This window comes from Lysinibacillus sp. NPDC056185 (assembly GCF_047737915.1).
GTDB lineage: Bacteria > Bacillota > Bacilli > Bacillales_A > Planococcaceae > Lysinibacillus.
In genome coordinates this window covers 1-18,755 of record NZ_JBLLLQ010000029.1, presented here as the reverse complement: position 1 = coordinate 18,755, position 18,755 = coordinate 1, and the positions used below count along the sequence as shown (strand labels likewise).

Below are 18,755 nucleotides of genomic sequence, written 5' to 3'. Positions count from 1 at the left end.
TTCCCTGATTAAAATTATTGAGCATCTTGCTCATTACGACGTACTTTACCTCGTCTAATAATAACAACTACAAATCCTATGAATATAACCCATACTAATCCTAGTGCTACCATATAAGGTACATTTAATCCTTCATCATCTCTAACTTGATAAATCTCTACCATTTCACGATTTAAAATAACCGGATACACATCTTTTTCATTAATACGAACTTTTTCTTCATGTATAATACCATTTAGCATTTTACCTTCCCCAAGCTGAGCAGGTGTTAAATCAACGCGTTGTGTTTTACTAGTGTTGTTAACCATGATGACCCATTTCTCTTTATCAGATGTTCGTGTAAATACAAGTAGGCCATTTTCATTTGTAATAACTTCAAAATCACCATTTCGTAATGTCTCAGATTTATTACGTAACGATTGAACATTTTTAATATATTCGATTAACTCATCATCTGTTTTAAAGTTGAAAATTTGGTGCGTATCTGGCTTTGTTTCCCCGTTCATCGCAATTTCTGTACCATATTGCACAACTGGAATCCCTGGCATCATAAATAAAGCACCCATAGCCATTTTCAAACGCGTTGGTGGGAACATATTTTCAGCCGCAGAATCAAATGTAAAACGACGCGTTTCTAGCGAATCCACCATAATTTGAGTTGGCTTTTCACCTGTAAATGGGTCCATCAACTTAGAAGAATCCATATCAACATTTTTAAATATATTACGGTAAATATCAGCCGTAGCCGGTGAGATGCTTGCATCAAAGTTTGCATCACTTTCTTCATTAGAAATCACATAGAGCGATTTTTTCGAATCTTTTAATGCCTTAATCACTGCATTGATAAAGCCTGTATCGGCACCAGCAATATTTGTTAAACGCACCCCACCAACATCATATGTAGAGACAAAATCTGTTGCAGATTTAATAAGTGCTTCTTGTACATCTTTGTTTGTTAAGTCCCATTGTACTTGTCCATTATTTGTTGAAGCAATCCAATCCTTTTTCGCTGGATCTTTTGCCCACTCATGATTCGGACTTACATTGTTTAGCGGGAAATCAACCATGATCGATACATTTTTAGCTTTATAGGCCTCAATGACGCTTTGGAACTCCTCAGATGTCCCAAAATGACGCTCAATTGTAGAGTAGCTCGTCGGCATCGATCCATCATATTTCTCAGTGGCAAAAATCGGACCAATAGAAACGATTGTAAAGCCCATCTCTCCGATAAATTTTAGTTTATCCTGTAAACCTGCAAAATCGCCCCCAGCAAACTTAGTAGGGTCTTGCGTATTTGTATCAAAATCGTTAGTGCCCGAACCATTAAAGAAACGGTCAACGAGTAAATCATAGATGCTTTCTTCTGCAATCGTTCTTGTCGTTGCTTCATCAGCATGTGCAACTGGTGTAGCACTCACTAATGTAGTTGCTAGTAAAAGCGATGCAGCTGTCGCACTTATCCACTTCTTGAATTTCACTTTTATTCCCTCTCTTTCAAACCAATCCATCGTCATTTTACCAAATAAAATAGTCACGTCGCTATCATTTAAAAATATTTTCCGAAAATGCAAAATTAATTACGACAAAAAGGTGTCAACTTCTCCTAATCAATTCATTTGGGGCTTGGTCGGGGGAGCCAAGCATTTTTTTGGGGACCTGAGCATTTTTTGGGCTACCTGATCACTTCTTCGGCTTACCCGATCACTTTTCTGGGCTACCTGATCACTTCTTCGGCTTACCCGATCACTTTTCTGGCATACCTGAGCAGTTTTCCGACCTACCTGATCACTTCTCCGGCTTACCCGAGCAGTTTTTCAAGCTACCTGAGCGATTTAACTTCCCCCCAAAAATAAAAGCCGTGAAGCGAAATCTTCACGACTTTTCAAAATAATTATGCCAAGAAATTTATTCCCATTGGCAGTTTGAAGCCTAAAAATAATGTAATGAATAAGAATACTGCAAATAAAATCCAAAACAGGCCAGTTGGTTTATTTTTCTTTTTACGGACTAATACCATTTCCATCATACCAATGACTAAAATACCGCCTAAGAATTTAAGACCATATAGCATTGGATCTCCAGCTTGGTATTTAAAGAATAGTGCCCCACCAGTAATAATAATTAAAATGTAGAATAAACGTAATGTCATATGTAAGCCTTTTGACTGCTTGCCCATTAATGCTGCAATTAAAAAGATTACGATTGCAACTACCCAAGTAGTAATATGCGCATCCGTTCGGCTAGTTAAGAAATCCATTATTGTCCCCACCTCATATTCTTTTTTCTATCAAACTCTATCCTACCATGTGATGGAAAGGGTTTCAAACATTACAATAGTGTTCATATAATATACATCAATTATGCCTCTGCATAATTGTGTCCGGAATCTACTGAAAGAAGTTAAAAATCCGCGGAGGTAAACTCACGCGGATTTGAAAAAATTATTCAAAATGATTCACTAAAGTACCGATGCCTTGAATGGACACTTTCACAGTATCCCCAGCTTTTAAAAATTGTGGCGGATTCAAGCCTTTACCAACACCCGCTGGAGTACCCGTTAAAATAACATCACCTGGCTCTAATGTTACATGCTGAGATAAAATCGATACTAATGATTCTACAGTGAACATCATATCTTTTGTTGAGCCGTTTTGGCGTACTTCATCATTCACTTTTGTTACCACTGTTAAATCTTGTGGATTCGGAATTTCATCTTTTGTTACAAGGTAAGGTCCAAGTGGACAAGTTCCTTCCAAGCTTTTTCCTAAGAAGAATTGCTTATGTTTTTCTTGTAAATCACGAGCTGTTAGATCATTGGCAATCGTGTAGCCAAATACATAATCGTATGCTAAGTTTTTCGGAATATTTTTACCGCGTTTACCAATGACAACAGCTAATTCGCCTTCATAATCCATTTTAGATGAAAGATCGGCATGGATAGATATTGTTTGGCCATCAGCAGCAATAGCAGTCGGAGATTTTGTAAATACCATTAAATCTGTTGGAGCTGCCTCTGCACCCATTTCTTTAGCATGTTCATCATAGTTTTTCCCTATACACATAATGTTTTTTGGTGTACGTGGAATCGGTGATAACCACTCGATCGCTGTAAATTCACGTTTGAAGCTATTAGCGCGATCTGATTTTTCAGCGGCTTCTACTAATTTACGAATCTGTTCAACAAAATCAAAGCCTAGTGCAATGCCATCTACAATTGAACTTGAAAAAGAAGGGAGAACTTGAAGTTCATTTTGAATAGCGAGTACATCCCATACCGCTTCTTCTTTTTTTACTTTTGGTCCAAAGCTTACATGTCCACCTAATTTAAATGATAAAATTTTCATGATTTTCAGAGCTCCTTCTTTTTTCTACATGATACAACAATATTATAGGAATTGCCTTACTTTTGCGATAACTATTTTTATTCCTATTAAATCGTGGGCTCATCACCATAACGTGGGTTGATTTCCGTTCCGGATGGGCGCTTTCCTGGGGGCGTCCGATGAGCCGCTTCACTCGCGTTGCTCGCTCCAGAGTCTCATCTGTGACGCTGATCCCCAAGGAGTCGCCCATCCTCCACTACAATCAACTTATATACATAACATACGTTTTAACAAATGCTACCCCAACTTTTAATAATGAGCCAAGTCACGATTAATTATTCTTATTATACAAGACGTATTCATTAACTATATGTTGCCGACACGCTGAATACAATTAACTTACTTTAGTTTTCTCTTTATACGTTAACTTGCGCCATAAAGCCTCTAGCGGACCTTGTTGCCATTTCGCTAGCCAAATTTCTGCCACAATCATTTGGATAATAATAATACTGACTGCTATTAACACGCCTGTTGCGACGCTCACTTTTCCATACCAGCCAAATCCGAATTGATAAAATAAACATGTTCCAATGATCGATTGAAGTATGTACATCGTTAGCGACATGCGTCCCATTTTGGCAAAAGGACTAAGCAACTTTGATACAGTTGGAAATAAACAAAGTAAAACGATGAGCCCAATGTAGCCTACTGCTAAAATTGGACCACCTATGTAAACTTTCATGTAGTCTAATAAATACGTACGTGTAAACATAATCGGTAAGCTCTTGATGAAAATACCAACTGCTAATCCAGCTATTGCTAATGCCAGCCAAAGCCATTTTAGCTCCTTCGCTCGTTCCACTAAACGCCATTTAGAAGCCGCAGCACCAATTAACATAAATGGTAAAATTGTAAATAATACCACAAACCACATGCCGATTCCCGCCTGAACAGATAAATCGGTTAAACGTTGCATAAACGCATCCATCCAACTGCCCGTCCCGTAAGCAGTTATCGCCTGCTCTACCGAAGTGATATCTAAATACTCATCAATTTTCGTATTAAAATTAATATACCCTACAATAAATAACATAAAAACTTGCATAACACCGTTAATCATAATACCGATTGACAATAACCAAATAGGATGTAGACGTAGTAAAAGCAATAAAAAAACGCCGCAAAATGCATACATCATCAAAATGTCGCCCCACCAAATGAGCACAGCATGTATTAAACCAAATACAAACAATACAGAAAGTCTTCGCAGTCCTATCTTATAAAAATTTTGTTCACGGCTTTGTGCTTTCTGCCATTGCATAGCGAGTCCATAGCCAAATAACATGGCAAACAGTGGATAAAAGCTACTTTGTACATAAATATCTAAATTTTGCTGCCACACCATATCTGACGGTGTTGTAAACCATGATGCCAAATCAATATATGGCATTGGCAAATAAAAGGCAAACATATTAACGAGTAAAATGCCTAGTAAGCTAATACCACGTAAAATATCTAATGTTGCGATGCGTTCCTGCAACATTGTCGGTTTTAACTCCACAAAATAGCCTCCTCTATGTATATGGCGAAAACAGGGCTCTCTAAATTCATTCCCTTATTATGAAACTATATCAGATAGCCCTGTTTTCACCTCGTTCACTTATGAATGTAAAGCCCGTTCAATATCGAATAAATATAGAACTTTATCACTCACTTTGATTTGAAGGATAGATTCTATCGCCTCACTATAAACTCTGAGCTGAACACCATATCGGTCTAAAAGTTCCTTCGTTAGCGCTGGTTCCTCTGCAAAATGCGATTGGATACGATCTGTCTTATAATCAAGCAAAATCCATTCACCATTCTCATCCTCAAATAAGCAATCAATAATCCCTTGTACAATTTGAGCGTCGCCGTCTTCATCTACCCTACTAATCGTAAATGGCAGTTCTCTTCGGATTGTTTTTGCTTTTTTAAAGCGTTGTCCAATATCTGTTGTAAAGAAATTATATATTTTTTTCCATGGAACAACCTTGCCCTCAGCCTCGGTCAGAAGCTGCCTTGCCACTAAATGAGCGACAAACTCCTTAACCTCCTGTACATCCGTAAAACCATTTTGAGGTACATGCTGCATGACTGTATGGACAGCTGTTCCGATTTCTGCACTTGTCATCTGTTTGTCCTGTAAAAAGGTTGGACGGGGCGCAATAGTCGTCATTTTTTGCTTAGAAGGTACTGAAAAGTAATATTCAGGCTCCTCCTGCCGCTGTAGATTTTCTATACGCTTTATTTCACTTACAGATGTTTTAGAGCGTTTTTGTGTTGATTTCTGAAATGCATAATGTGTTTGAAAACGCATCGTAATTTCCGACAGCAAAGCTTCGTCCTCTGGCGTTTCTAGCAATGGCTGTATCTCATCCTCTAACGCCTGTATGTCATACGCATAATGGCTTGTTTCTACAGCTCGTACCCACCAATGTGATACATCTTCAGATGCCTTATAGGAAGAAGAAGCAATTTTTGCAAAATCTGCATGTCTAGCAACTGCAGGCCCAAGCCAATCAAAGTAGCTATTAGCTCTCGCGCGTAAATACTCTTGTAATGGGGCATCCACCGGTAAACTTTGAGCATCCTGCCAGTTATCGAGCGTTTTACTCCAATTTTTCACGGAGCCTACTAAAATAAGTCGCTCCTTCGCACGTGTCATCGCTACGTACAATACACGCATTTCCTCAGCCCGCATTTCAAGCTCCTTTTTCTCCTTTAGCGCTAAAAATGGTAGAGATGTATACGTGATACGATTTTCTGGATCAATTGCCTTCACTGCAAGGCCAAAATCTTGATCGAATAAATACGGATTGTGGAAATCCATTTTATTAAACGGTCTCCCCATCCCTGCAACAAAGACAACAGGGTATTCCAAACCTTTTGAAGAGTGGATCGTTACAAGACGCACAACATCATCCTTTTCTCCAATCGATTTAGCTGTTCCTAAATCATCTCCACGCGTACGCATACGATCAATAAAACGTAAAAAGCGAAATAGTCCTCGAAAGGCTGTTTTCTCATACATTAAAGCACGGTCATGTAAAATGCGTAAGTTGGCCTGACGCTGCTTACCATTTGGCATAGCACCAACCATCTCATAATAATGCGTGTCTAAATAAATTTTCCAAATTAAATCTGACAGTGAACCACGTCGTGCTAAATCTCGCCAGTTTTCAAATGCTAGCATAAATCGTTGAAGCTTCACAAAAGTGTCTGATTGCACACCATGTCCATCACTTCGAATAAATTGCCTTAATGCATCATAAAATGGCGCTTTTTTATCTGCTAACCGTATTTTTGCTAGCTCATTTTCTGTTAAGCCAACAAATGGTGCGCGTAGCACTGAAGCTAAAGGAATATCCTGATATGGATTATCGACAACCTTTAGTACATTCAGCATAATCATAACTTCAAGCGCATCAAAATATCCTTTAGAGGACTCCGCATAGAGAGGGATTCCCGCAAGCTTAAATTCCTCAACTAAATCAGTTGACCATGTCATTGAACGCATTAAAATCACAATATCACTATATTTTAATGGCCGTTCTGTCTTCGTTTTTGTATCGAATACGGTTGTCCCATCCTCCATCATCTGCCGAATACGCTCAATGATAAAACGTGCCTCATACTGTGATTTTTTTAATTCCTCTAGTTCAGAGGCGTCGCTTGCAATGTCTTCCGCCTCTTCGTCCAACGCCTCTTCGTCAGGAGGATGCATGATGACTAGCTCTACCGGAACTTCTTTATCATCATACGGCGCTGCTGGCTTTAATGAAGCATTTTCATCATAAAGAATTTCCCCTACACGCTCACCCATAATTTGTGCAAATACATAGTTTGTAGCGTTCAACACTTCTTGTCGACTACGGAAATTAGCGTTTAAATCTATACGCATTCCCGTTAAATCTGGGGTCTCTAGAAACTCGCTATATTTTCGCATAAAAAGCTTCGGTTCTGCTAAACGGAAACGGTAAATGCTTTGTTTGACGTCCCCAACCATAAACAGATTTCCCTCTTGCTCACTACCTGTTTTCACAAGCTGCAATATTGTTTCTTGAAGCATATTTGTATCTTGGTATTCATCAACAAGTACTTCTTTAAAACGTTTTTTCAAATCTAGTGCAACAGGTGAAGACTGTAATTCACCTTCAACTTCTACAGTTAAAATTTGCAATGCGAAATGCTCTAAATCCGAGAAATCGATAATTCCTCGTTCTAATTTTGCCATGCGGAACTGTTCACTAAAAACATTCGTCAATTCGACTAATGTTCCTATCGTCGGACCCATTAATCGAATCTCTTCTAACAAGCGTGCAGGAGTCCGAACGAAAAAAGTCTCCTTAAGCTTGTTCACAATTTTTTTTGCTGCCTCACGTTTTTTCTTAGCAAGATCTTGTAGCTCCACATCCACTAAAGCATCCTTTGATACACGCTTTAAAGTTGACCATTTTACCGTGCCAAAATAATCAAAGAGTTCTTGCCACGTTCCTTCACGACTAATGCGAATGCCTTCCTGAATCATGGCAAAATCCATTTCTGCAGTTTCAGCATATGGTGCAGGTCCCTCGGGCTGTAGCGTAATGGCACGCATTTCAGAAATTAAGACGAATGCCTCCTCAAGACTATGCTTGACGGTTAACTTTACATATTTCGACAGCTCTAAATCATCAATGGTCACATCCGCTGCTAAATCATATGTCTCTGGTAAACTACGAAGCCATTTTTGAGGCTCTGCATGAACACGAGACGTATCATAAAGCTTGCTTATTAATGTTTCAATAGCCTGATCATCACGATCCGATGTAAAGCTATCAACAAGACGGTAGATTGCTTGAACCTGTGCTTCATCCTCAGAATCGTAAGCATCTTCTAATACTTCTGCTAATATATCGTCCCTTAACAAAGCGACCTCTGCCTCATTTGCTATACGAAAGCCTGGATCAATATCTAGCATATAGGCGTACTGCTTCACAATAGCTAAGCAGAAAGAATGCAGCGTTGAAATTTGTGCTTTGTTGACAAGGCTTAGCTGGCGTCGCAAATGGTTGGAAGTTGGATTTTCTGCAATAGCCTTTTCAAGCGCCTCCGCCATACGGTGACGCATCTCAGCAGCGGATGCATTTGTAAATGTTACGACAAGTAGCTCGTCGACATTGATGGGATTCTCTGTCGCCACTACCTTTTCAATCATACGATTAATGAGAACTGCCGTTTTACCAGAGCCTGCCGCAGCCGATACAAGTGTATCCTGGCCGCTTGCATAGATGGCCTTCCACTGGTCATCAGTCCATGTCACTTCCGCTGGCTTTTCAGGTATTTTTTGTACCAACTTACTTCATCTCCTTCCGAATTATCTCAACGATATCATTCGGTTTTGCTTGCTGTAACTGACGGTAGCTTTGCTTGCCATCAGATGGGTCAAATTGACAAACCGCCGTAAATTGACAGTAATCACATGCTGTTTTTGTTTTAAGTTTATAAGGACTAATGGACGTATCCCCTGCTAAAATTCCATCACCAGCCTCTTGATGCTTGCGCCGTACAAAATGCTGTAGATTTTTCATATCATTTACAGGTACAACCCGTGACTGAGATTCTGATGGTGTCCCATCTTTCTTCATATAGACAGGAATAATTTTTGAATGCCCACTCGATTCCTCTAATTGCTCGTCCATCGATAAAATGGCCTCCGCATTTTCCGACAAAAGACCTTTCATTTTGTATTGTTTTAAACGGTCTTCTTCAATTTCACTGTCGCTTAAATCCTTATCAAGCTTTAGCATTGGATTGTGGACATGTACATAAAGAACCCCAGCTGGCTCCGCCTCACCTGGCAGCCAATAAGAAGCGTTTTCCATCGCCACATCTAGATACGTTAGTACCTGTAGAGACAAACCGTGATAAACCTCATTCAAATCTAAATCACGAGCGGATGATTTATAATCGACGATCCGTAAATAAGAGCGGTCATCAATAGACGCACTATCTACCCTATCAATACGACCCCGCATAAACATTTTCTTACCACCTGATAAATCTATTTCAAGTGGAGGAAGCTGTTCATTTTGTCCCGGTCCAAATGATGCCTCAATGGCAATTGGCTTAAAGTGGGATACATTCGCATGCTGCGTAAGTGCCGTCATTGTTCGCTCGACAATACGTATAAGCTTGCGTTGAATGTAACGATAACGTGCACTAGATAGTAAGATTTGATGAGAAAATACCGGCACAATTTGCTCTACGGCTTGACGTGCTAATTGTTTAATTTGCTGCTTTGTTAAACGTATCCATGATAGTTGCAGACGGTGTGTCTCCTCCGTAATCCATTTCAATGCCTCATGGAATAAATCGCCCATTGCAAATGTTTCTAGTCTGTACTCTGCCCGCTCTTCAAGATGAAGCCCATACGTTGTAAAATGCGAGAATGGGCAACGGAAATATTTCTCAACACGAGACACGCTAGATGTTAGCTTTTGACCATATAATTCCTGAGTGATGTAGTTTTCTAAGGGCTCAGCTTCATTTTTATGAGTGATTGGATGTAAAACTCGATCATAAATAAGTGCCCAATAAGGGTCCTGTCTATAAAATTTTTGTAAAGCAAGCCACTCTGGCGCTAGCTCACGACTATGTTCAGCTTGGCGTTTTTGCACCATTAAATGTGCTAAAGCTGTACGTGGATGGCGTAAATACGGTAATGCACTTTCATCCAGTAGTTCAATTGGATCGATTACAACTCGCTCGACCTCGACACCACTCAAAAGGCCAGCCGTTTTATCATTGCCGATAATTTTCTTTATATAGAGTGAAGACAGTAGTGCCTTGCCCTCTTCATCTGCCGTTGGATAGGACATATATAATTTATCGGATGGCGTAGTTAAAGCTCGATATAGCAAGAAATTTTCCTGCAGTAAACGATTTTTAGACGTCGGCGCTAGCTCATAGCCAATTTGACTAAACCATTCACGTTCGTTATCTGACAGCAATCCCTCATAATCCATACGAATTGGATAGACTCCATCATTCATTCCTAAGACAAAAGCGACTTTTATATTCGATAAACGAGCTAAATCAACTGTCGCTACCATGACCTCATCTAATGTAGGCGGGATACGCGAAAATTCTAATGTATCAAAGCCCTCATCTAAAATTTTCGCCGCTTCCTCCACGGACATCTCCTGCTCACCAAACATATACACAAACTGATCGAGCACTGCAATCCATTCTTTCCACGCTTGATCATGCTCACTTGCAGCTAATGCATCGCCTCGATCTAGTTCACGATCTTTCATTGCTTGAAGCTTTTCATAAACATTTAAATGCTCAATCAACTCAAATAAAGCTGTCGCTACTTCTCTACCTGTTGTCGCCACTTCCAGCTTGTCCTGTAATGATTTAAGCGGCTGCCGAATTTCGTCGCGAATAGCCTCGATTTCTGCCTGCATAGCACGTTCTTCGTCCGTTTGTACGCGTGAATGGAATTCAAGTCCGCGATACTTTTTGAAAAACCATCGAGCTTCCTCAAACCAGCGCTCTCCAAAGACGCCTTGTGCTAAACAGTAGTTTTCTAAACGATCCGCTCGCTCACGCCAAATATTTAATTCAGCATGTAACGGGAAAAATAAATCTGTTTTCACGCTACGAAAAACCGGTTCATATTTCCAATTAGAAGTAATAACCTCTAAAGCAGATCGACTAAGTTCAATTAAAGGGTGATGCAGCATCGTCTTTTTCGAATTTGTAAAAATAGGAATTTCGTATTGTTGGAAAATCGTTGTAATGAGCGGGTCATAAACTTCTGCTTGTCTATAAAGAAGTACTATATCTTGATAACGATACCCCTTCTCTCTCGTCAGCTTTGTTATTTCCCGGGCAATGGCATGTATCTCCGCACGTCGATTAGATGCTTCAAGCACCATTACATCACCTGAAGTTTCTTTCGCTTGAGGCACCATATCAGCAAACCGATCTTCCATATGTTGTAAATCATTAGATTGGAAACGATACGTATTATAGAAGTGCAGTGGTGCTTCAACTTCAATGCCTTCTTCAGATGCAATGTCGTGTAAACGTTGATTCGTAGAAGCGGCTTCATGGAATAAAGATTGCTCATCATAAACTTCATCGATATGGTCAAAGGGAAGAACTACCGTTACCTGTTTCGTCACCTTCAATAACTCTTTTACAAGCTCTAATTCTCTTACCGTAAATGCTGTAAAACCATCTATATAAATGGACGCCTGCTTCATCGTCTCGGAGCATTTTAGTTGCTCGGTTAAAATCGGATAATACCCCTCACTATCGACATATGTCGTGCCAAGTCGTTCCTCCAAAGCTTGCAAAACTACTTGTAAATCATTAGCCTTCGCTTGCAATGTATTAGGCGCATCAATGGCCTGCAAAGACGCTGTCACTTCAGCTAACACCGAACTATTTACACTATAACGACTAAACTCTCGTAATAGCGTTTCAATTTCTTCTGTAAAGCCTCGTTTCCCAGCTGCTTGTCGAAATAACGAAAACTCACTTTTTTGTTCCTCTAAAAGTTTACGGATAAGCATTCGATAACCATAGCCATTTACTTCTTTTCGAGCAATACCACCCGTTTCCTGTAACACTAGCCATGCCAATCGTTTAAATGTCATGATCTGTGCACGAATTAAGCCTTGCAAGCCATGCTTATTCGTTAGCTCATACTCCGTTGAGTACGACATTTGGTCGGGGACAATTACAAAAATTGGATGACCTAACGGCTCTGTTTTTAATTGCTCGACAATCTCTTGATGAATAAACGTTGATTTACCCGTCCCTGAACGTCCTGATACGATACGCAATGTCATGTACTTTTCCCCTCCTGTTAATTATCTATTTTAAAAAGTGATTGTTGTTGTGGAACACCTGGCCTTTGCTGGTCTACCTGAGCGGTTTTCGCACTGACCCGATCACTTTGCTGTTCTACCTGATCACTTTGCTACTCTATCTATGCATTTTAAAATATTTTATCTAAGCGCTACTCAATGTTTTTCGAGCATTGCCTTACCTTTATTAATGAAGATAAAAAACCCCTTCTCTCATTTTACATGATAAAAGGGGTAAGATGTGCATATTCAACTTTTAACGTTGATGATTTTTCGTCAATTTTCTCGCATGTTTTAAGTCTTTCTCTACACGCGCATTTAATCGTTTCTCCATAAACTTGCCAACCCACCAAAGCAAGACAATCGCAACAGCAGCAATAATCAGTCTTACAGGACTTGTTAGGAGCGATTTCAAATCGTAACCAAGCACGCTCATTCCTAAAATCATAACGAACTTCCCAGCCAATAACACTATAAAATAATACTTTTTATGAATATGGGACAGCCCCGCTACAATATTTACAATGATTGAGGGTGTAAAAGGAAAACAAAGTAACACGAATAATGGGCTAATACCATTCATATCTACCCATTTAATTAGCTTCTCTACTTTTTTACTGCCTGTTACAAATCGAAGCCTTGGATGGTTGCCAAAATGTCGGACAAGCAAAAATACTGCATATGACCCCGCTACAGATCCTATCCATGATAATAAAAAACCTAACCATAAACCAAATGCGCTCGCATTGGCGACAACGAACACGACCAGAGGTAAAAACGGAAAAAACGCCTCTATAAACGTTAAAAATAAACCAATGATTGGGCCAAGCGTTCGATATTGTGCCGCAATTTGCTCAATATTATCTACAGTAAACCATTCACTCAAAATCGACACCTCTATTTATATTGCAAAATTAAATGTAAAATCGTTAACTTTTCCGAAGTATTTTTATACTCATGTGGCTGATGTCCTGAGAATACTAGTGTATCCCCTTCTTCTAGTAATTCATGCATCTCACCAGCAGAAATAATGGCCTGCCCTTGGATTACAGTCACAGTTTCTTCTACCCCTTCTGTATGGGCTTCACTTCTCCTGAAAGCACCGGGCTCCATTTCAACCCTATAAAGTTCCCAGCCACGATCTGGATTATAAGGAATAATGGAATACACACGATATCGTCCCTCATCTTCATCTACACGTGGCGCATCCTTACTACTATATTTCATAAAGTGTGCTGTTGGTGCTTGTAATAATGAAGAAAATGAAGTGCGCATTCCTGCAGCAATTTTCCAAATCGTTGATACTGTAGGATTTGCCTCTCCTTTTTCAATTTGGGCAAGTTGAGCTTTACTTACCCCTGTAGCTTTGGCAACATCATCTAAGCTTAAATGACGTTGCTGCCGGATCCTCTTTAATTGAAATGCCAAATTTCGACTCATTTGCTCCATTTTTATTCACCAATTTCTATTGTTTATTTTATAAGACATATGTATACTTTAATAAACATCACGAACTATCAGACTATTCCACCATTATTATACATGGAAATTTATAAGAAGGGACGATCTATTTATGACAAGTACAACCGATTTTCAGAATGAAACAGCAAACACGCCAGACGATAGCTTTTTACAAGGCGTTAAAGATTGTGTCCCCACTTTACTCGGATATATTAGCATAGGACTCGCTTTCGGTGTTGTAGGTTCCGCTTCTGGGTTATCTGTACTCGAAATTGCGCTTTTAACGATACTCATTTACGCAGGCTCCGCACAATTTATTTTTTGTGCACTTCTTTTAACGAATAGCCCTGCTTCTGCTATTATTGTAACCATTTTTGTCGTAAATCTACGCCATTTATTAATGAGTTTAACATTAGCTCCTCATTTTACACGCTATTCCATGCTAAGAAATATTGGTTTCGGCACATTATTGACGGACGAAACATTTGGTGTAGCCGTTACAAAGCAAATGCAAACCGGTAAATTACATGGCAAATGGATGGATGGGCTGAACATAACTGCTTACTCATTTTGGATTCTATCTTGTGTAACTGGTGCATATTTAGGACAATGGGTAGCAACTCCTGAAAAATGGGGCTTAGATTTCGCATTGATTGCTATGTTTGTGGCACTTCTTGTTCTCCAGCTTAACAGTGTAGGTAAAAGTAAAATAATGCATTATCTTATGTTAATCGGCTATATGGTTGTTATTATGTATGGTCTTTCTTATATTATGCCTTCGCATGTGGCTGTTCTACTTTCAACAGTTATTGTAGCAACTATAGGGGTGGTGACAGATAAATGACGACAACTGCTACTATGGTATGGCTCATCATTGGCTGTGCACTTGTCACCTGGCTACCACGTATTATTCCGTTTATATTCGTCCGAAATGTGAAGCTACCTGAGGTTGTATTAAAATGGCTAAGCTTTATCCCAGTTTGTATTTTGAGTGCTCTTGTCATCGAAAACTTATTGGATACAGAAAGCGGAAAAATTGTTACACTCAATTGGCCCGTATTTATTACCTTTGTGCCAACGCTTATGATTGCACTTGTTACCAAAAGCTTATCTATTACAGTTGTAGCAGGGGTTATCATTATGGCAGCCGTAAGGTTTTTCATGTAAAAAGGTCAGTCTTAAAAGTGAGAAAGCTATCACTTTTGACTGACCTTTTATATTAATTTTTGTTTTTTTTCATTTTACTTGCTAGCCAAAAGCCTACTGTTAACGAAAATGCATCGATTACGAAGATAATAGGTGGCGAAGTATGACCTGCATAGATAGATGCCGCAATAAGCGCAATCGCCAATATTAATGCAACATACCGATTATACGTAATTCTAGTAAACAATAATACGAGTAATGCTGGTAAAAATAACGCTAACATCATTTTCCCGAAAACATCCATCATATATCCCTCGGCTCAGCTAATAACAATCCAATACGATAATGATCATTGCTATATATAACATGCTGTGTTAAGCGTATTTCATTGTTACGATCTATTACTTCTAGACGACAATGTGCAGCATTTAATTGCAAAGCCTCGTATAAATCATTTTCTGTAAAAATGGCCTGACCGTTTACTTTACGAATACATTCTCCTGCCAGTAAGCCCATTTTTTCAGCAGGTGAATCAGGTAAGACAGCCGCAATAATAGCACCCTTTGAATTTGGTGCAACCGCATAAATGTCCTTTTTATCTTGCATAGCATAGAAGATCGAAATAATGATACGAATCACTGCACCAATTGCCAACGTGATAATGCCAATAAATGGCTCCAGCGCTGCAGCAAGTCCACCTATTAAAATTAACTGACCTAGTATTAGCACTACTCTGCCAATTTTAGGCAATTGCAAAGTCGGTAATTCTTTTCTAGTAAGCTTTGAAAAACCTATAACAAGTGGAAATAGTACGAGTGAAAAGGTACTCTCTCCTAATGTAAATTGCGGCCAGTAAGGGAAATCTACCGGAATAATATCACCAGGTATTACAAAGAAAATTGGCAATACCCATACATTTCTTGAACGATAGACAATTGCCTGCATACCTCGCTTCGTCTTTTCAACTCTCGGTGTCGTTATCTTCATTGCTGTTCGGCGAATTAACATACCCTCAGCAATCACACATAGACCTGCTAAAATCGTAATCGTTATAATGGAACCATCAAGTAAATTTACACCTTCTAAAGAGATTTTCCACCAAGAAAATGTCCAATTATAATGGTACATCAACCACATTGCTAATGTCGCAAGCCCCATTGTATAAATAGGTGAAAGTGCATTAATGAAGAACAATAATAATGCCAACGCAGAAATAGCGATTAAAATCATTAAAAAGGCTTTAGGTACTGTTAAACCTAACCCAACACTTATTAGTGAAATGAGGAGGGCATTTAGCCACCCATATTTCCATTGACCAATTAGCTCTGTCCAACCCCAAATAATACGTCTATTAAAAAATTTCCGCTCCTGCTTTACACGACTATAACCTAATAAAACCGCAAATAAAATTGCGATATACATTAATGGGTTGATTAAAAAGCGGCCAATCGCTGTTACAATTTCTATTAAAATATCACTAACCATACGAACACCCGCCGTTTCTATCTTGAATACTATGATTTTATTGTATCAAACGACTACACTCTTGCGTAGTACAATCTAGTAGAAAGCTTTCTATTCTTATTTTTTTATCATATTCAGCGGATTTTAAGTTAAAACGTTGCAGGTGTGTCGATTTCCATCCCTGAGAATAAATCTGAATATTCCCATTTTAATTGTAACTTAAATCTGTGATAAGTGTCTAATAACTAGGAGGTGTTATGTTGAAAGTTTTTAAAAATATGCTATTGATTTCTGTATTTGCTTTGTTGTTATCTTCTTGCAGTAACTTCACTTTTCATAAAGGATGTCCTGATGCGATAATTGAATGGGTGGATGTGCTGATGATTAATGATATAGAGTATGCCCATTATTTTCCAGAGCCAGCAAATGAAAATCTCCCTATAACGATTGAAAAAGGTAAAGAACTTGGTAAAGTGACATATAAGATGGCTGACAGTGCATGCAGTAATCACAAGATGCAAAATGGTGATGCGACATATTTAAAAGAAGGAACCATCATTTCTGAAATAAAAGGATATCCAACTTCCTTGATTGTTGCTGCAAATGATGATGTTTATGTAGCCAACACAAATAAAATGGCAAAAACAGCAGGAGAACTTTACCCTATGGATAAGTTGGTGAAGAATATCTATTTTGAAAGCACTGAAGATGGCAAGAGAATACACACATTCTCACAGTCTTCCAAGGATACGTTCCTAGCCGCATTTTATGAATTAAAATTAGAAGATGTACAATCATTAATTGATGTAGGTAAGCTAGAAGGTACACGTATATTTTTGGGGATTGAACTTAATAATGGTGTTTCATTTAGACAGCTTTACTGGAGCGATTCTAATACATTCCATAATGGAGCAATTGGAAACGATAAGATAAAGGAAGTTATTAACTATGAATTATCAAATCTAAAAAAATAATACCAGTAATATAATAAAAATTCCTACAATCTTGAGTTGTAGAAGTCGCTATTTTTCATATTGCGCTATCAAAGTTGTTTCTACAACTTGAGATGCTTTTTACTAACGATGCAGTTTAGCTGCGTAAGGGCATAGTTTGGTCATAATGTAAGTGAGAAATTCTAGAATAGAATATATTATAAGATTATTAAATCCAATATTTATAAAGGGAGACTGTATGATAAGTAAATTTCCGATCATAGAAACAGAAAGGTTAATTTTAAAAGAAGTGACACCAGAGGATGCTAACGATATGTATAAATACCTATCAGATAAAGACGTTGTTAAATATATGGGGTTAGAACCATACGAATCCCCAAATGACGTCTTGAGCGAAATAAGATGGTATAAATCTATATTGGAAGAAGGTACAGGTATAAGGTGGGGAATTACACAGAAAAATATTGGTGTTGTTATAGGTAGTTGCGGCTTTCTTAATATGCACCCTAAACATTATCGAGCTGAAATAGGGTTTGAATTAAATAGAAAATATTGGGGCCAAGGAATAGCTGGTGAAGCTTTAGAAGCTGTTATTAAATATGGCTATAAACATTTTGAAATGGAACGAATTGAGGCGCTAATTGATCCTGCGAATTTATCATCACAAAAATTAGTAGAAAATCAGGGCTTTAAAAGAGAAGGTTTATTGAGGCATTATGAATATACTTGTGGAAAATTTGATGATTTATATATGTACTCAATCATTAAAGGAGACCTCAAGCGAATGTGAACTACTCGCCACTTAGCAAAGCTTAAAGTGAGAGCTTCCCAGTTCCACGACGAAAGCAACCTTTTGTCTCCCTGAGCGTTACTTCAGAGTGTTCTGACCCTAGATGTCCAACGTGTGGACGCTCTTTTGGTACGTTTGATATTTTACACAGGAACCGAATCGCTTGGTTTTCGCACTCTATTTTCTTTCCAGCAACCTCATATATCGAGTGATCCAAGAACTTCATATAGCTAGTTATCAAAAGTTTTTGGCTATGCTAAACCGAAATTCATCTCCCACCTACTGTTGGGCTAGCGCTCTTCACACGCTTGAGGTTAAAAAGGCAGAGTATCCTTATGCCGCTCTTTAGTCCAACAAGAACTACAAATAAAAATCAAACTTATTTATAAAATCCGTATACTAAATTACCGGAAAAGAAAGCATTTTAATCAAACTTTATTCCAAACAAATCTCTAGGTCCTGCATCTTCGTCAGCTGGTGCTTGATATTTTGCTCCATCGTCTATTTTTCACCTTCGGCTAGATAGTCGGCAGAAACCACAACCATTTCATGATATTATTTGGGTTAATCTGCTGAAAAATTGCAAATAAAAAAGCCGAGGAATAAATCCTCGGCTTTTTCAGGTGCCTAGCGACGTCCTACTCTCACAGGGGGAAGCCCCCAACTACCATCGGCGCTAAAGAGCTTAACTTCCGTGTTCGGTATGGGA

14 protein-coding genes and 1 rRNA gene are annotated in these 18,755 nt (G+C 38.7%); 4 read left to right on the top strand and 11 right to left on the bottom strand.

Going from position 1 to position 18,755, the window contains the following annotated elements:
- Positions 1 to 14: 14 nt before the first annotated feature.
- The 8 genes from ACMZ42_RS21665 to ACMZ42_RS21630 all read right to left on the bottom strand — a co-directional run bounded on the left by ACMZ42_RS21665 (position 15) and on the right by ACMZ42_RS21630 (position 13,681).
- Complete coding sequence (locus ACMZ42_RS21665) at positions 15 to 1,481, bottom strand: alpha-amylase family glycosyl hydrolase (RefSeq protein ID WP_415732747.1); 1,467 nt, start codon at positions 1,479 to 1,481, stop codon at positions 15 to 17.
- A 413-nt stretch (positions 1,482 to 1,894) separates the two neighbouring features.
- The gene (locus tag ACMZ42_RS21660; protein WP_415732746.1) at positions 1,895 to 2,260 is read right to left on the bottom strand and encodes a YisL family protein; all 366 of its coding nucleotides are present in this window, start codon (positions 2,258 to 2,260) and stop codon (positions 1,895 to 1,897) included.
- A 184-nt stretch (positions 2,261 to 2,444) separates the two neighbouring features.
- Positions 2,445 to 3,347 (bottom strand): fumarylacetoacetate hydrolase family protein, encoded by a 903-nt coding sequence (locus tag ACMZ42_RS21655; protein ID WP_370045188.1) that lies wholly within the window; start codon positions 3,345 to 3,347, stop codon positions 2,445 to 2,447.
- A 373-nt stretch (positions 3,348 to 3,720) separates the two neighbouring features.
- The gene (locus ACMZ42_RS21650; protein WP_415732745.1) at positions 3,721 to 4,887 is read right to left on the bottom strand and encodes a DUF418 domain-containing protein; all 1,167 of its coding nucleotides are present in this window, start codon (positions 4,885 to 4,887) and stop codon (positions 3,721 to 3,723) included.
- A gap of 99 nt (positions 4,888 to 4,986) precedes the next feature.
- The gene (gene addA / locus ACMZ42_RS21645) at positions 4,987 to 8,703 is read right to left on the bottom strand and encodes a helicase-exonuclease AddAB subunit AddA (protein ID WP_415732744.1); all 3,717 of its coding nucleotides are present in this window, start codon (positions 8,701 to 8,703) and stop codon (positions 4,987 to 4,989) included.
- A 1-nt stretch (position 8,704) separates the two neighbouring features.
- The gene (gene addB, locus ACMZ42_RS21640; RefSeq protein WP_415732743.1) at positions 8,705 to 12,214 is read right to left on the bottom strand and encodes a helicase-exonuclease AddAB subunit AddB; all 3,510 of its coding nucleotides are present in this window, start codon (positions 12,212 to 12,214) and stop codon (positions 8,705 to 8,707) included.
- A 274-nt stretch (positions 12,215 to 12,488) separates the two neighbouring features.
- Entirely contained in the window at positions 12,489 to 13,118 is a 630-nt protein-coding gene (locus ACMZ42_RS21635; RefSeq protein ID WP_415732742.1) for a TVP38/TMEM64 family protein, read from the bottom strand.
- Positions 13,119 to 13,129: 11 nt separating this feature from the next.
- Entirely contained in the window at positions 13,130 to 13,681 is a 552-nt protein-coding gene (locus tag ACMZ42_RS21630) for a helix-turn-helix domain-containing protein (protein WP_370076694.1), read from the bottom strand.
- A gap of 124 nt (positions 13,682 to 13,805) precedes the next feature.
- Between ACMZ42_RS21630 and ACMZ42_RS21625 the strand changes: the two genes are divergently transcribed.
- Both ACMZ42_RS21625 and ACMZ42_RS21620 read left to right on the top strand, forming a co-directional pair.
- Complete coding sequence (locus tag ACMZ42_RS21625; RefSeq protein WP_415732741.1) at positions 13,806 to 14,537, top strand: AzlC family ABC transporter permease; 732 nt, start codon at positions 13,806 to 13,808, stop codon at positions 14,535 to 14,537.
- Positions 14,534 to 14,860 (top strand): AzlD domain-containing protein, encoded by a 327-nt coding sequence (locus ACMZ42_RS21620; protein ID WP_370076690.1) that lies wholly within the window; start codon positions 14,534 to 14,536, stop codon positions 14,858 to 14,860. Before ACMZ42_RS21625 ends, ACMZ42_RS21620 begins: the two co-directional genes overlap by 4 nt.
- A gap of 52 nt (positions 14,861 to 14,912) precedes the next feature.
- On the opposite strand, the gene ACMZ42_RS21615 is transcribed toward ACMZ42_RS21620, so the two are convergent.
- On the bottom strand, positions 14,913 to 15,143 hold the full coding sequence (locus ACMZ42_RS21615; protein WP_415732740.1) for a DUF2198 family protein: 231 nt from the start codon (positions 15,141 to 15,143) through the stop codon (positions 14,913 to 14,915).
- Positions 15,143 to 16,324, bottom strand: a complete 1,182-nt coding sequence (locus tag ACMZ42_RS21610; protein WP_415732739.1) for a PDZ domain-containing protein — start codon at positions 16,322 to 16,324, stop codon at positions 15,143 to 15,145. The genes ACMZ42_RS21615 and ACMZ42_RS21610 overlap by 1 nt, the downstream gene beginning before the upstream one ends.
- A 239-nt stretch (positions 16,325 to 16,563) precedes the next feature.
- On the opposite strand from ACMZ42_RS21610, the gene ACMZ42_RS21605 reads away from it, so the two are divergent.
- Together ACMZ42_RS21605 and ACMZ42_RS21600 are read left to right on the top strand one after the other, a co-directional pair.
- A complete protein-coding gene (locus tag ACMZ42_RS21605) occupies positions 16,564 to 17,277 on the top strand; it encodes a hypothetical protein (protein WP_402872918.1) in 714 nt (237 codons plus the stop codon).
- Between the two features lie 220 nt (positions 17,278 to 17,497).
- Complete coding sequence (locus ACMZ42_RS21600) at positions 17,498 to 18,046, top strand: GNAT family N-acetyltransferase (protein WP_415732763.1); 549 nt, start codon at positions 17,498 to 17,500, stop codon at positions 18,044 to 18,046.
- A 625-nt stretch (positions 18,047 to 18,671) separates the two neighbouring features.
- Here ACMZ42_RS21600 and rrf read toward each other — a convergent pair.
- Positions 18,672 to 18,755: ribosomal RNA gene (gene rrf, locus ACMZ42_RS21595) — 5S ribosomal RNA — on the bottom strand; the annotation flags it as partial.